The organism is Desulfoluna spongiiphila, assembly GCF_900101345.1.
Classification (GTDB): domain Bacteria; phylum Desulfobacterota; class Desulfobacteria; order Desulfobacterales; family Desulfolunaceae; genus Desulfoluna; species Desulfoluna spongiiphila.
The window spans coordinates 98382-113740 of record NZ_FMUX01000005.1 but is presented as its reverse complement, the minus strand read 5'-3'; the positions used below and the strand labels follow the sequence as shown (position 1 = coordinate 113740).

General features: G+C 57.8%; 13 protein-coding genes. 5 read left to right on the top strand and 8 right to left on the bottom strand.

Features of this window, described 5'->3' with window-relative positions:
- Nucleotide 1: 1 nt before the first annotated feature.
- The 4 genes from tssK to BLQ12_RS08780 form a co-directional block, all read right to left on the bottom strand.
- Nucleotides 2-1387, bottom strand: coding sequence for a type VI secretion system baseplate subunit TssK (gene tssK / locus BLQ12_RS08795; protein ID WP_092210271.1), 1386 nt, complete (start codon nt 1385-1387; stop codon nt 2-4).
- A 2-nt stretch (nt 1388-1389) separates the two neighbouring features.
- A complete protein-coding gene (tssJ, locus tag BLQ12_RS08790; protein WP_175469597.1) occupies nt 1390-1929 on the bottom strand; it encodes a type VI secretion system lipoprotein TssJ in 540 nt (179 codons plus the stop codon).
- Nucleotides 1930-3473: 1544 nt separating this feature from the next.
- The gene (locus BLQ12_RS08785; RefSeq protein WP_092210269.1) at nt 3474-3764 is read right to left on the bottom strand and encodes a TIGR03905 family TSCPD domain-containing protein; all 291 of its coding nucleotides are present in this window, start codon (nt 3762-3764) and stop codon (nt 3474-3476) included.
- A gap of 184 nt (nt 3765-3948) precedes the next feature.
- The gene (locus tag BLQ12_RS08780) at nt 3949-5430 is read right to left on the bottom strand and encodes an amidase (RefSeq protein ID WP_092210268.1); all 1482 of its coding nucleotides are present in this window, start codon (nt 5428-5430) and stop codon (nt 3949-3951) included.
- Between the two features lie 366 nt (nt 5431-5796).
- Between BLQ12_RS08780 and BLQ12_RS08775 the strand changes: the two genes are divergently transcribed.
- Entirely contained in the window at nt 5797-6237 is a 441-nt protein-coding gene (locus tag BLQ12_RS08775) for a hypothetical protein (RefSeq protein WP_139163914.1), read from the top strand.
- Between the two features lie 62 nt (nt 6238-6299).
- Nucleotides 6300-7100 carry an enoyl-CoA hydratase/isomerase family protein gene (locus tag BLQ12_RS08770; RefSeq protein WP_175469596.1) on the top strand — a complete coding sequence of 267 codons (801 nt, stop codon included), beginning with the start codon at nt 6300-6302 and terminating at the stop codon, nt 7098-7100.
- A gap of 321 nt (nt 7101-7421) precedes the next feature.
- Here BLQ12_RS08770 and BLQ12_RS08765 read toward each other — a convergent pair whose 3' ends face one another.
- The 4 genes from BLQ12_RS08765 to BLQ12_RS08750 all read right to left on the bottom strand — a co-directional run bounded on the left by BLQ12_RS08765 (nt 7422) and on the right by BLQ12_RS08750 (nt 10191).
- Complete coding sequence (locus BLQ12_RS08765) at nt 7422-8960, bottom strand: ASKHA domain-containing protein (protein ID WP_092210265.1); 1539 nt, start codon at nt 8958-8960, stop codon at nt 7422-7424.
- 124 nt (nt 8961-9084) lie between these two features.
- A complete protein-coding gene (locus tag BLQ12_RS08760) occupies nt 9085-9708 on the bottom strand; it encodes a peptidoglycan DD-metalloendopeptidase family protein (protein WP_092210264.1) in 624 nt (207 codons plus the stop codon).
- The gene (locus tag BLQ12_RS08755) at nt 9698-9892 is read right to left on the bottom strand and encodes a CooT family nickel-binding protein (protein WP_092210263.1); all 195 of its coding nucleotides are present in this window, start codon (nt 9890-9892) and stop codon (nt 9698-9700) included. The genes BLQ12_RS08760 and BLQ12_RS08755 overlap by 11 nt, the downstream gene beginning before the upstream one ends.
- Nucleotides 9893-9987: 95 nt before the next feature.
- On the bottom strand, nt 9988-10191 hold the full coding sequence (locus tag BLQ12_RS08750; protein ID WP_092210262.1) for a hypothetical protein: 204 nt from the start codon (nt 10189-10191) through the stop codon (nt 9988-9990).
- Between the two features lie 414 nt (nt 10192-10605).
- Between BLQ12_RS08750 and BLQ12_RS08745 the strand changes: the two genes are divergently transcribed.
- The 3 genes from BLQ12_RS08745 (at nt 10606) to BLQ12_RS08735 (ending at nt 15344) form a co-directional block, all read left to right on the top strand.
- Nucleotides 10606-11235 (top strand): 4Fe-4S dicluster domain-containing protein, encoded by a 630-nt coding sequence (locus BLQ12_RS08745; protein ID WP_092210261.1) that lies wholly within the window; start codon nt 10606-10608, stop codon nt 11233-11235.
- Between the two features lie 55 nt (nt 11236-11290).
- Nucleotides 11291-12181, top strand: a complete 891-nt coding sequence (locus tag BLQ12_RS08740) for a CoB--CoM heterodisulfide reductase iron-sulfur subunit B family protein (protein WP_092210260.1) — start codon at nt 11291-11293, stop codon at nt 12179-12181.
- Nucleotides 12182-12317: 136 nt separating this feature from the next.
- Nucleotides 12318-15344, top strand: coding sequence for an FAD-dependent oxidoreductase (locus tag BLQ12_RS08735; protein ID WP_092210259.1), 3027 nt, complete (start codon nt 12318-12320; stop codon nt 15342-15344).
- The last annotated feature ends 15 nt before the right edge of the window (nt 15345-15359 follow it).

The window sequence follows — 15359 nt, the reverse complement described above, 5'->3', positions numbered from 1 at the left end:
GTTATTTCCTCCTGACAATCATGATCTCCACCTTCATATCCGAAGCAAGCCCTTCCCAGTACAGGGAGATATGCTTTTCTCGTTCCACGCGATGCCAGCGATCGTCCTGGCTGTCGATGCGAAAGTAAGACGAATTCCCGCGTCGCGGGAGTTCCTGTGGAGGGGCGGCCAGGTGTTCCAGAGCGATCCCCGGAAGGGACCTCTCCACAAAGGCGGGCACCGAGGCCTTGGAACCCAGCTTGACCCCGATCTTGACGGCTTCGAGGATGTGGTCCATCTCTTCAGGCCCCGTCACCACGAGGTAGTACTGGCTGTTGGCCTCCAGATGGGGAGGCAGGAGTACGGCGTTGAGGTAGGGATCCTCCCGCTGGAACTCGATGATGTACTCGGGCCCGGAGGTGATCTCATCCAACAGGGAGGCAAGGATCATCCCCGCCTGCGAGTAGCAGTGCCACAGGTTGTCGTGGTCGTACGGGGGAAGTCCGGCCCCCCCTTCTTCGTTCTGCCCCAGGACATTGACACGCTCCGAAAAGGAGGAGAGCTCTCCGATGGCCTGTCGCAACACCACGTAGAGGTCCCATGGGTGGGCCTCTTTGTGTTCGATGAGGTGGGCGATTTTGGGGATATAGCGATTGAGGGTCCTCAGGGCCAGGAGGAACACCATGTCCCGGGAGCCGAACTCCGCATTGTGAACGCCCCGCTTCTTCTTGTAGCTCTCCAGTTCGTGCCCTTTGTAGGACAACTGATCGTAGACATCCTGGACCAGGCCCCAGAGCACAGTGGACCCGCTCAAGGAAAAGACGGGGGGAATAAACCGCGTGGACAAGGCAATGTCGTCGCCGTTTCGCTCCAGCAGGGCAATGGGAATCAGCTCATACCCCCCCAGCTGGTCCAGCTCGGAGTGAAAAAAAACCTTGAGCAGCAGGGTCAGGGTTTTGAGCTGAGCCGGTGGCCCGTCCTGGTGCAGATCCCTCACATTTTCAGGTTCTTCCCGGGCCAGATACCGGGTGGTGACCTCCCCCGGAATGACGCCGGGCCCCAGGGTTGTGACGTTGCCCTGGTACCGGTTCATCTTGCGGACGCCGACATACACCGTCAGGGGTTTGCCCCCGTCCACCCAGGACTCCTGGAACCGTCGCGGCTCCATCAGGGCATTTTCCCCGATGACGGCGTAGGTACCGTCCGGGAACCAGAACGATCCGGCGTCGATGTGGATGGACGAACCGGACACGGCCGAACTTCGGATGGAAACGTTGCCCACCCCTGTAAGGTGGGGTTGGATGTACCGGTTGTAGGGCGTCAACGCGGATTCGTGGTAGCTGTGGTTCAATTGAAGGTGCTGCGGCTGAAGGAAAAGCCCCTGATGCCAGAAAAGTGGTTTCTCCATGCCTAGTTTTCCTCTGCGTCGACATCGACTATCTGATCGGGGCCCAGCTTAAAGTCGGCTTCTAACAGGCCGGGAACCAACTTCTTATTAAAGCTGAAGGAACTCTCCCGCTCAATGTACACGGGTATCTCAAGGAGGCGCACCATGCGCTCCTGGGTCAACATGCCGTACCCCGCCACTATCCCCAGGTACCTCGTCCCTTCGGCCCGTTCCATCCGATGGGTCACGTCGCTCCCCGGGTAGATATAGATACTTTTTACGGAGGTAACGCTCTCATCGTAGACCTTGCATTCCAACAACTTGGCGAGCCCGTCTTCATCCAGGCAGAGCTGGTTGAAGGAGTTGGGGTCGTTCAGCTGATAGAGGACAACGTACAGGGTGTAGGCTTTCCCGTGCCGTTGATTGAGCTGGTTGTCTGCTTCGAAATGAAGGACGATGCCTTCCTTTTCAAGCTTCCATTCCGGAGGAGACACAGGCGCGAAACCACACCCGCAGACAGACGAAACACAGAGGAACAGCACGACAAAAATGGTCTTTTTCACATCCAGACTCCTTAACCAGAGGGTTCGCACATCGCATCGCTCATAAAACACAGGCAGGGGGATCCCATGGCGTCGTAACATAACGGGCCATCGTGACTCATCTCAGGTAGACACCATGTTGATTTTCGTCTCAGGGACATGGAATTAAATCATTGGGCAGCAAACCGAATCTGCGGCCTTTTCCCGCACGAAACCACCAAACCGGTGCCACCCGATACCAGGCAGAACGATCAAAACGTGCGACTGTGTGATTTATTTTTTCCGAGCCGTTTAACCGTGACACGACAAGGTATTGATAAGGCGCATGGGTTGCGGCGCCTTAAAACGCATCGTTGGAGGGTGTAAATGCTTGTGGACCGTCGCGACCGACCCATCGCCACGTCTCGCGACCCATCGCCGTGGGCCCCGCTTTTCTTGCGACCGGTGTCGGCTGAAACGGGGAGGAAGATAACGACATAAAAGGCATCAGCCCATTCAAGGGAGATAGTGGGGCGTTAACGCTGAAGCCTTTTTCAATCCGCCCGCAAACAACTTACTACAGGATTAATTTTAGTAAAAAAGAAAAGCCATTTAACTATATTCTCACAAAATATCGCATTGCAAATAACTATACATCGCATTTGATCAATTTTCATATGACACTTTGCCCGATTATTCAACACATAATTACTCTCAGAAAGAATAATATAAAACTCACCGAGAGGTATCCCGGTCTCAGCGCCCGGCAACCCACGCTTTTTAAGTACGTAAATCCAGAGAATTACCGCCGCAGGATCAACATATACGGTTTTCCTCTTCGTTTTGTCGCGCCTCCGACATACGGGACATAAAAAGTATTCCAAATCCTGCCATGCATGTGCACACCATAGAAAAACAAAGCCAGGCGCCCCCGGTACGCTACACGTCCACGAGGAGAAAATGTAGAACATTGATCGTAAAAGCCGAAAGAGGTTCGATAATATCAAACAATAGTCGTCATAAACAAAAACAGGCCATGATTCTACCGAATCATGGCCTGTTGAAGGGTACAGCCCGGGCCAGGAAAGCAACTGGACGCGTGGTGGACCATCACCCGGATACGGGCTGTCCGTGGTGCTGTCCCGGATATTTCGTAAAAACCCGCAACACAAATAAAGGTATAACTATATTATAAGGAGGGTGCGAGAGGAAAAAAACAACATGTTATTGTAACTATTCAGCTCAAACAAGCCTCCGGCGGCCAACCTTTTTAAAAAGTTTGACAAACAGGTCTTAAGCAAGCCTTTCCAGGCTCCGCCGAAATAATTTCCACTTTTTCACATTAGAAACGGTTTTTGCGGCGCTTTTTTTTCAAAAAAGCGCCCCGCCGGAGGCAAGCTGAATAGTTACATGTTATTTTCGGTTTTCTGTTCGCTCTTCCCACCCTTCGGGGGAGCCAAGTGGACCCATCTGCAGCTCTGGTGCCTTGGCCATGGGCGACTCGGCTTCGTCGAAGGCCCCGGGGCTCTGTGTCACAGGAAGCCAGGCCGACGGCCAAAAACGAGGTCATGCCCCTGTGGCGCGCGTCACCCGGCCATCGAAGGAAAAACAACGGGAATCTCCTCTTCGAGCTTTCCGACCCTGAAGGCCTCAAGGGCCGCCACGAGCTGATCCGGACACGAGGTCGCTTTTCTTCCGCAGGTGACCCCCTTCAACCGGGAAATCACCTCATCCACCGGCATCCCCTCCACAAGGCGCCCTATGCCCAGAAGGTTGCCCGGGCAGCCACCGGTAAACACAAGGTGTTTCACGGCATTGTTCTCAATCTCAAACGCTATCTTTTTGGCGCAGACGCCCTCGGGCTCGTACGTGTACATGGTGTATCCATCTCCGTATGTTTTACATGCAAGGCCCGGAAGCCGCCACAGGCAGCGCCCGGGCCCTTTGCGTTCCTTAAAAAGGCACAGACCAACAAACAGGAACCATATACACCGGGAAGCACTGCAGGGAAAGTGCATTAAACATTTCCCCGGACTTTTAGTCGGCGGCGCCCTTGTCCCCTCAATCCAACTTACGATACCGATCGGCCCAGGGAAATGCCCGCTCGATTTGGCCGGCAAGCTTGAACAGGGTCCTTTCATCACACATGCGACCGGTGAAGAGCATGCCCAGGGGCAGGCCTGCGTCGGTCCAATGCAGGGGCATGGAAACACTGGGAAGCCCCGAAATGTTCCCCAGGACGGTAAACGCCATACGGCTCAGGGTGGGACCGGCAAAATGCTTCACGAGCCCCATCTTCATGAGAAGGCGACCGGTTGCCACTGGGCTGCCCATCTTAAGAAGGATATCTTCAAACCGGGTCGGGGGGAGCACCCCATGGGGATCGGGGGGAGCAATGAGGGTGGGGGTAAGGAGCAGATCGTAACGCGTAAGAAACCGACCCATGGATAGCTGCACCGCATGCCACCCCTTTTTCGCCATCACCAGGTCACAGGCCGTCAAAGAACGCCCGATCATGGCCATGTTCAAGGTGGAGGGCTCCAGGGCGGCAAAGGCATCCTTTCCGAAGTCTTTTTTGGTCAGCGAGGCTTCAGCAGCCACATGGGCACACACCACCACAAAAAAATCACGCCACAAGGCGTCGGTATCGATCTCCGGGTCCGCCTCTTCCACCTGGTGCCCGAGCTCCTGAAGCTTCTTCACGGTGGCCTCAAGGCCCCGTACCGCCTCGGGATTCAGGGTGGCATCTGTAAAGGGTCGCGATGAAAAGGCGATGCGCAAGGGGGCCGGGTCGGTCCCGCAGGCATCCAGGTACGTTCCGTGCCCCCGAGACACGCGGTAGGGGGCACCCACTTCCGGCCCTGCCGTGATATCAAGCATGGCGGCACTGTCCCGAACGCTTCGGGTTATCACATGGCCTGCCACGGCACCGTCCCAGCCTTCACCCGACTCCGGCCCCATGGGGTTCAATCCCCTGGATGGCTTCAGGCCGAACACACCGCAGCAGGCAGAGGGAAACCGAATGGACCCCCCGCCGTCGTTTGCCGAGGCCATGGGCACAATACCGGCGGCAACGGCGGCAGCCGACCCGCCGGAAGATCCCCCGGTACTGATCCCCCGACCCCATGGGTTGTGGGCAGGTCCCGAAGACTTGGGCTCCGTGGTGATGGTGAGGCCGAACTCCGGTGTGTTGGTCTTCCCGAAGGGCACCACGCCGGCGGAAACGAACCGATTGACCAGTTCGCTGTTCTCCTCCGGAACCGCTCGAATCCCCCGACTTCCCTTGCACAGGGGTTCTCCGGCATAGCTGTCCATGAGGTCTTTGAGGAGAAAGGGCACGCCGGTAAAAGGACCTTCGGGCAAGGGACCCGAGGCCATGGATCGCGCGCGGTCAAAAAAGGTATAAATAATGGCATTCAGGTCCGGATTCATCTGTTCCGTCCTTGAAATGGCGCTTTCCAGAAGCTCTCGGGGATGAACGTCACCTTTTCTTACAAGTTCCGCAAGGCCCAGGGCATCGAATCGGGTGTACTCGTTAAGCATGGGGCAACTCCAGTCTCGGGGTTAGGATGGACTCGTAATCCCGACACGCCGAATCTTACCGAAAAAGCTTCGGCCATGCTGTCCGGGATGATTTGCCGACATGGACCCACACACCTCCGGTCCGATGTCGGCCCCGCCAAAAACGAGACAAGCCATCGAATAGGCTTGATTTACTACATAAACTATGATCTTATCAAGCAATACTCATTATCCAAGTGGGTATCGGCCCCGTAAGAAACGATAGTTCAGCGTCCCACCAGCCCCTGGTAACACGCTGATATTATCAATCAAATGCTTGACCGCCCAGTACACCCCAACCATGTCCCCGTTTTTTTAATTCAGGTGACAAAACAGAAGAGACCCCCCATGACATCATCTCTCAACGTATCCAGACTCGTATGCTTCCTTCTGATGGCCATTGCGTCTGTCTCCGGACCGGCCATGGCCTCTGATTCAGCCACCATGAAAATGCCTGTGGACGGTGCCTGTGAAGGTGCCTATGTACTCCTTGAAGGTGTGTGTGTCTCCCAAAGCGCCCTTCAGGCAGACCCTGTCACCCTGCTGGAGAAGATAAACGCCTTCAAAAAAAACGGCGGTGAGTCTTCCGGTGCATCCGGTCCCACATCGAACCTGTCCGATGACAACCCCACATGCGCCCGATACAAAAAAATGATCAATGATTACCTGAGCCAGGGGGTCATGACCTACAACCCGGAGACGGGAAAAATGGAAAAAATGAGGGGAGAGGCCACAGAAGAGGCCATTCGAGAAGCCCGGGAATATATAGATACCTTCTGCAATGATTGACGGAGAGAGACACCACCATGATTCCTGTCCTTAATAACCCTGGTCAACCATCGGAGGGGGCTATGTTCGAAAATCGCAGCGGCGACACGCCAATTTTTTCATGTTACAGATCAGGATCCGTTGTCCTGTTGAAGCTCAAAAACAACCTTGTAAATGCCATCAGCGACATCGATATCAAGGAGCTGATGTTTGACTACTTCAAACGGTTCACATCCGACCCGTCAGTAAAGGTCATTATTCTCATGGGTGCCGAGGGGAAAAAAGGAAGAAATGAGTACATTGATTTCTACCGCAAGGTGGCCTGCGGCAGCCTGAGCTTCGACAAGCTGGAGCGCCTCTACCACGCCCTCAACCAATTCATCCTCAAGCTCGCCACCGTCAACAAGTATGTCATCCATGCCGACCGGGGCCAGATCGACACCATCTTTCTCAGCATGGCCCTGGCATGCGATTACCGCGTCCTTGCCACCGGGAGCGTCTACCAGAACCCCTATCACAACATCGGCCTGGTCCCCAAAGGGGGCCTGGCCTACTTCCTCCCCCGTATGATCGGCTCTGCAGCCGCCTCGAAATTTCTCCTCCGGAAGGACGACATCACCGCCAAGGAGGCCCTGGGCATCAAAATCGTGGACCGCATCGTCCCCCCCGATCGCCTGGAGGAGGAAACGGTCAAAATGGCACGATCCATTGCCGAGGTCCCCGCCGAGACGCTTTTCGGTGTCAAAAAACTCCTCAACCTCTCCCAGGACGACCTGCACCGGGTCCTTGAGGTGGAGAGCATCGAACTGAGGCGCATTGTCCGCTCCGAGGAGTTCAGGCAGGAGGTCACCGGTGCCGTGGAACGTTTCGGGGTGAGATATTGAGGGACTATAGGTGCGTACCAGCACATTAAATCTTTGCAAGGTTTTCAGGCCCTGCTCAAATAAAATACATCATGTCACAAACATGCTGTGCTGATTTGATGCGCTGCGGCAGCCAGGAAAAAGATGCCTCTGGCGGCCCTGCCAGGGGCCAAACGGTTTCCAATTTTTTATGGGCTGGGTTTGACAAACAGCTATCTGACAAGATTTTCTCAATAGACCCTGAGTAAAAGGCGAATGTGATTTTCCCCGAGGAACGGGGGGAAAAACACATTCGCAAGCTGCTTTCAAGGTGGCACACCTCGCCTCCGGAGGCTTTTTTGCTTATTTCTTCGTCACCGTGGGAAAAAGATCCGGGTCGGTGTGGGGGATGAACTTGGCCCCGCTGAACCGGATCATGAAATCCTGGTCGACGTTGAGTTCCACGTAGGTGATCCGGTTCCTGATGGCATCGGCTTCATCCATGTACCGGTCTCCGTAGAGCATGAGGGTCGCCCCTTCAAGGGAGCTGTTGCCGATCTTTTCGTAGCGGCTGCGGTCAAGGTCGGGAATCATGCCGATGGAGATGGCCGATTCGGGGTCGATGTAGGCCCCGAAGGTCCCTGCCACATAGATTTTTTCCAGGTCCCCAAACCCCACCCCCACTTTCATAACAATGGTTTCAAGGATGGTGTACATGGCCGCCTTGGAGCGGATCAGGCTGTCCAGGCTTGCCTGGGAGACGGTGATTGCGCTGCCGGTTCCCGACTCCTGCTCGGGCACCACGATCAATGCGGGCAGTCCGTGCTCAACGGTGTAACGCTCCTTGCAGGCGGATTCCACGAGCTTGCCCTTGGCATCGATCATGCCCGTTAAGAAAAGGACCGCGGCCAGGTCGATGAATCCCGACCCACATACTCCCAGCGGCGGCAGGTCACCGATGGTACCCACGGTAAAATCCCCGCCTGCCATGCTCACCCGATCAATGACCCCGTCTCCGGCGGTCATGCCCATGGAGGAGACGCCCCCTTCCAGGGCAGGGCCTGCGGCCCCGGCACAACCCACGAGCCAGTCCCGGTTCCCCAGTACCACCTCGGCGTTGGTGCCCACGTCAACAAGTAGAGAGGTCTCCCCTTGCCGGTGAATGCCGGAAAAGAGAATTCCGGAGATCAGGTCTCCCCCGAAATAACTGCCGATATTCGGGAAAAAGAAGACACGCCCCTCCGGATGGGTGTTTTCCAGAAACAGCGATGCCCTGTGGGTTCCCGGGGTGTTGGTCACCGGAATATAGGGTTCCCGGATAATGTGTCCTGCCGGAAGCCCCATGAACAGGTGGGTCATGGCGGTATTGCCGGAAACAGCCACGATGTAGATCTCCCGGGCGGAGACACCGGCCTGAAGGCACAGGGTCTCCATGCCGTCATCCACGGCCAGCCCCACCGTCGCCTTGAGTTCTTCAGCCCCCGCATCGGTTGCGGCATGATGAATACGGGTCAGGATATCGCTGCCCACGTTGATCTGGGGGTTGTCCATCACCGTTTCGGAAAGAGTCTCCCGGCTCTCAAGGTCCACAAGGCGCATGACGATGCGGGTGGTGCCCAGGTCCACGGCCACCCCAAGGGCCCTGGTCTCTCCCTGGGGGTCAAGGATATCCAGCAGCTCCAGCTGGCCGCCGTTTTGAAACAGGACACACCGGGCAGAAAAATCCCACTGCCTCAGCAGCCGGCTCACCTGTTTAAATTGAGAAAAATCCACCGAGGGACGGGATCCCGTCCCGGAAAGCGCCCGCAGCAACCGATCCATATCCGCGCTGTTGTCAGAAAGGGAGGGCATGGACAGCCGAACCGGCCTCACCCACCCCAGCCCATGGTCGTGTCGTGTCATCTGGTCAACCTCAATTCATATGGTTTGCGTCCGTAAGGGAACGTGCATAAGAAAAAGACGTCTGATGGTCAAACGCGCCTCCGACGGCCCGGGGATGACCCCCTGAACCCAGGTTGCGAAAGTCTTACCCACGCTTCCAGCAGGAAGCATCGGCTGCCTCCCGACAGAGGATGAGTTCTTCGCCCAGGAGAGGGGCCGGGTCATGGAAACATACCGCATCCTCCGCCCCCATGGTGGCCCAGCGCAGGGCCTTCCGGGAAAACCCGTCGGAAAAAGTCATAAGGGACAAATGGAGGTGACAGGCAATGCGAAGGCCCCGCTGTACAGGGTCCGCCAGGACGGCCAGGACCTCTCCCCTGCCAAGGCGATCCCCACGGGCCAGGCCCTTTCTTGGGGTCACATGGGCATAGGCTGTAAAAAAAGCGCCCCGGGGCCCCTCATGGCGAACAAAAAGGGAGGTCCCGATAAAATCGTCCCCGGAGACCTCCCAGACCTGACCGTCAAAGGCTGCGGGGATACGGCTCCCGGGTTCTAAGGTCCGGGGCTCTCCCCCATCGGTATAGTAGCGGCAAAGGTCCACTCCTTCATGGGGCAACGGCCGAGGCCTGCCGCTTCCCCACCAGCTCTTCCGCGTACCGAAGAGCATCGCCTCGTGGGCGGCAAACCGAACGTTCCCCAACCCGTTGGCCTCGGCAATACCCTTGAGAAAGTCACACGGAGGCAGGCACGCAACCGCTTCAGGAAGCATGCGTAAAGACGATGCGATGGGCCATGAGGTTGATATCGGCAAGGATCCCTTTGACCTCCTTTACCTCTCCCAGAAGACCGCGGAGCACATACACCCCGTTGTCGGCCGGCGTGATGGCGGCCACATTCTCCATGACCAGTTCTTCCTTATCGCCGTGCTTTAGGTACACATTGGATTCGCACATGGTATTGCTCCTTTCAGGTATGTTCAGGGGTAAAAGGCAGGGATAACGCTCCGTGTCGCGTCGTGACAAAGGCGGCGATACGGCGCCGGCCCGAATCACCGGGCACGGGTCCCCGAGTCTCCGTAACGCTCCAGCTCCCAGATAATGCACTGGCTTCGATACTTGCAGTAGAGCTTCGGATCCGCGCAGGACACACATTCATCGCAAAGATAACGACCGTACTTGCTGCAGTAATAGCGCCCCTCCCGCTCCGGATGGCGGGCACATCGTCTCTCGTCATGATCTGTGGTTGCACTCATAACGCCACTCTAACCCAAGGGTTGTGTGAATTCAAGGGAATGAACCCATGGCCACGCGTTGCCGCTGCCCGGCGGCCCGTGAATCGACGCCGCCAGACAGGACGGCACCCGCCGGTTTGATTTTACCTCTCAAGGAATAATCATTCAAAAAATATTTGACTTCCTCCGGCTATTACATTACTGTTTGTAGCAAAGAACATGATTCACCCTTTTCTGATATATCACACACATGCAACCTCGCACACCTCCTGAGCAGAGTTTGACGCACCTCCTCTTCAGCTGCCACGCGACGCCTTGACGTAATTCGAAATACATCACACCACGCTGACGCACATGGCTCATGACCCCAGGTGGCTTTCTCACCTGATTTCAGGAAAATAAAAACACGCTGACCGCCCATCCAAGGAGGCGTTCATGGATGTCTGGACTTACGATCCGAAAGAGGCACGGCAGTTTGCCGTTGAGGTGATGGAACGTTCCAACCAGAATATTTTCGCCTGCTATCAATGCCGGCGCTGCGCATCCGGGTGCACCGTAGGGGAAGAGATCGGCTTTACCCCGGACCGGCTTATCCGCATGGTCATCACCGGCAACAGAAAGGCCGCCCTTGAAAACGCCCTGGTCTGGCAATGCGTCTCCTGCTACACCTGCGGCACCCGCTGCCCCAACGATATCCAGGCAGGACGGGTCACCGAGACCCTTAAGAAAATGAGCCGTGAAGACAACCTCGTCCCCATGAGCCCCACCATCGCCTATTTCCATGACTCCTTTGTCACCGGCTGCACCCGATGGGGCCGGGTCAACGAAATTCAGTTCATGGGTGCCTACGAAATGAAGCACATGGCCAAAAACCTCGTCAGCCTCAACTTCAAGGCCGTCTGGAAAGAGGTCCGCCAGCAGACCCTCCTCATGGGCGCCATGCTGAAACAGCGCCGTCTCCACCTCAAGCTCCAGACGGCAAAAGGACGCAACGAAGTCCGCTCCTTTTACAAGCTCGCCATGGAAAAGAAAAAAAAGGGCCGCCCCCCAACGCTGCCCCGGTAAGGATCTGCACGCCGACTCGACACGGACACCCCACAACCTTCAACCGGAGGAACCCATGGAGCTGGCATACTACCCCGGATGTTCCCTGCACCAGTCATCGCAATTCTACGACCACCAGACCCGTCTCGTCTTCTCCACCCTGGGCATCAAGCTCACCGAAATCTCCGACTGGAGCTGCTGCGGGGCTACCTCCGCAGGAAAATTCGACGATTTCCTCGCCGTGGCCCTTCCCGCCCGGAACCTGGGCATTGCCGAGACCTCCGGCTTTGATGAGATGGTGGTTCCCTGTTCGGGCTGTTACTCCAGCCTGCTCATGAGCCAGGTCCGGTTAAAGCAGGACCCCGCCCTTCTGTCTGAAATCAACCGAGACCTCACCCGCAAAGTCGACAACTCCCTTAAGCTGCTCACCATCCTGGATGTCCTGCTGAAGGCCACGGCAGATCCCGGGGTCAAAGAGAAGGTGGTGCACCCCTTGCACGGCATCAAGGCCGCCTGTTACTACGGCTGCATGACCCGCTTTGCCTACGACGTGCCCGTCCCCGATGACGTGGAGAACCCCAGAGGAATGGAAACCCTGGTGGAGTTCTTCGGGGGAGACACCATGGACTGGAGCTACAAAACCGCATGCTGCGGCGCTTCGGCGGCCATCAACGACCCGGACACGGCCCTGGCCCTCATGGCCAAGATCATGCGGGACGCCCTGGCCCGCAAGGCCAACTGCATCGTCACCACCTGCCCCATGTGCCAGCTCAACCTGGATGCCTACCAGGAGCGTTTCTGCAACGCCCACGGCATTTACGAGCGCCTGCCCGTTTACTTCATCACCGAGCTTGCGGGCCTGGCCCTGGGGCTGCCCATGGACTCCCTCAACATGAAACAGCACTTCATCGACGTCACCGGCCTGATCAACGATACCGGTATCCTGGAAGAGACCCGAACGAGCTGACACCCGAAACTTCGCCCGAGCCATAGACACTGCGGGACACGGTCACTCAACCGACTTCGACAACAACACCTCAGACATCGCACCGACCCGGCCCTGGCCTCACACGCACCGGGTCATCCATGACAGGGAGGCATCCATGACGAACACAAGCGGCTCCGTACTGGTGGTGGGAGGGGGCATCGGCGGCATGCAGGCGGCCCTTGACCTCGCCGACAGCGGTTTTAAGGTCCATATGATCCAGCGGGAATCCTCCATCGGCGGCACCATGGTCATGCTGGACAAAACCTTTCCCACCGGGGACTGCTCCATGTGCATGATCTCCCCCAAAATGGTGGAGGTAGGCCGTCACCCCAACATCGAAATCCACCCCCTTTCCGAAGTGACCCGGCTCGACGGCAGCCCCGGAAACTTCACTGCCGTCATCCACCAGAAGGCCCTGTATGTGGACCCGGCCAAATGCACGGGATGCGGCAGCTGCGAAGAGAAATGTCCCAAAAAGGTCCCGTCGGAATTCGAGCAGGGCCTTACCCACCGCAAGGCCATCCATGCCCTCTTCTCCCAGGCCGTCCCCTCCACCCGGGTCATCGACCCCACCCAGTGCATCTACCTCACCAAGGGCAAGTGCCGGGCCTGTGAAAAGGTCTGCACCGCAGGGGCCATCCTCTTTGACGACACGGACAAGGAGTTCACCTTAAACGCCGGCGCCGTAATCCTGGCACCGGGCCTGGACCGCCACGACCCCACCGCCCATCAGGAGCTGGGCTACGGCAGGTGGCCCAATGTGGTCTCCTCCCTTCAGTTTGAACGGATCCTCTCGGCCTCCGGTCCCTTCCAGGGCCAGATCACCCGCCCCGCAGACGGCAGCCACCCGAAAAAAATCGCATGGCTCCATTGCGTGGGATCACGCGATCCCCACAACGGCAACCCCTGGTGCTCTTCGGTCTGCTGCATGTACACCACCAAACAGGCGGTCATCGCCAAAGAACACGACAGCAGCGTGGAACCCACCATCTTTTACATGGACATGCGGGCCTTCGGCAAAGACTTCGACCGGTACATTGAGCGGGCCAAAACCGACTACGGGGTACGCTACATCCGGGCCATGATCTCCGATGTCCGGGAGACCGCCGAAGACGGCAACCTCACCCTGCGCTATGAACGGCCCGACGGCACCCTGGTCTCCGAATCCTTTGACATGGTGGTCCTCTCCGTAGGCCTTCAGCCCAGAAAAGACGCCGCGGCCTTTGCCCAAACCTTCGGCATCGACACAGACACCATGCTCTTTCCGAAAACCAGCAGCTTTTGCCCTGTTGCCTCCTCGCGCCCCGGAGTGTACGTCACCGGAAGCTATCAGTCCCCCAAGGACATCCCGGAAACCGTGGCCCAGGGCAGTGCCGTGGCAGGCGCCGCCATGGCCCTTCTCAGCGAAGCCCGGGGCACGGAGATCACCACCCGCAGCCTTCCCCCGGAGACCGTCTCTGCCGATGACGAACCCAGAGCCGGGGTCTTTGTCTGCCACTGCGGCGTCAACATCGCCCAGACCGTGGATGTAAAATCCGTGGCGGAGATCGCCTCGGACATCGAAGGGGTGGCCCACGCCGAGGACCTGGTCTACGCCTGCGCCCAGGACAGCCAGGAGATCATCCGGCAACGCATCGCCGAAAAGGGCCTGAACCGGGTGGTGGTGGCCTCCTGCACCCCCCGCACCCACGAGCCCCTCTTCCGGGAAACCATAAGGGCCGCAGGGCTCAACCCCTACCTCTTTGAGCTGGCCGACATCCGGGAGCAGTGCTCCTGGTGCCATATGGGCCAGGGAGAAGAGGCCACCCGGAAGGCCAAAGAGCTCGTCTCCATGAGCATCGAAAAATCCCTTCGCCTCATGCCCGTTGCCACCGCCTCCGTTCCCGTCACCCCCCGGGCCCTTGTGGTGGGTGGCGGCGTAGCCGGCCTCACCTGCGCCATCTCCCTTGCCGACCAGGGATATGGGGTGGACCTGGTGGAAAAAGAGACGCAGCCCGGCGGGCTCCTGGCCGGGGTATCGACAAGCTGGGACGGCGGTGATGTGGCCGATTTTCTAAGGGAACGCCTGGAACAGGTGGCGATCCACGAACGGATCACCGTGCACGCCGCCACCGAAGTGGAGACCAGCGAAGGCTACGTGGGCAATTTCACCACCACCCTCACCGACGGCTCCACCGTCGAGCACGGTGCCGTGGTCATGGCCACCGGCGGCACCTGGCACGAGCCCACCTCCTTTTTGTACGGAGAAGACCCACGGGCCATAATCTTAAGGGACATCGAAACCTCCCTTGCCGAGCACCCCCCGGAAGATCACGAACAGTTTCTCTTCATCCAGTGCGCAGAGTCCCGTTGTGAACCCCGCAACTACTGCTCCCGCATCTGCTGCCAGGAGTCCGTCAAACATGCCGTGGCCATCAAAAAAGCCAACCCAAAGGCCCATGTCACCATCCTCTACCGGGAAATGCGCACCTACGGCATGCGGGAGATGCTTTACGCCGAGGCCCGGGACTTAGGGGTCCTTTTTGTGCACTACAGCCTTGAGAACATGCCAGAGCTCACCCCGTTACCGGCCGGCATCGAGGTCCGCCTCAACGACGAGATGGCAGGCTTTCCCATTCGCTTTGTCGTTCAGCGCCTCATCCTCGCCGCCGGGTTGAACCCCCACCCTGCCACCGGGGAGATGGCCAAAAAGTATAAACTCACCACCAACAGCGACGGGTTTCTCTTAGAGGCCCATGTCAAGCTCAAGCCCGTGGACTTCCCCAGCGAGGGCTACTACGTGGCGGGCCTGGCCCACGCCCCGAAAAACCTCGATGAGACCATCAGTCAGGCCCTCTCCGCCGCAGGCCGGGCGGGCGTTCTCCTCTCCAAGAAAGAGCTGGCCGTCTCCGGGGCCGTGGCCAAACACAACCGGGAGCTCTGCATGAGCTGCCTCGCCTGTGTCCGCAACTGCCCCTACGGCGCTCCCTTCATCGACACCGACGGCAAGGTGAGCCACAACGAGGTCAAATGCGTGGGCTGCGGCATCTGCGCCGGGGTCTGCCCGGCCAAGGCCTTCCAGGTCAACAGCTTTAAAGATGACCAGATTGCCGCCATGATTGATGCGGCTGCACCGGGAAAAATGGTGAATGGTGAGCAGTAAATAAAACAGACAAAA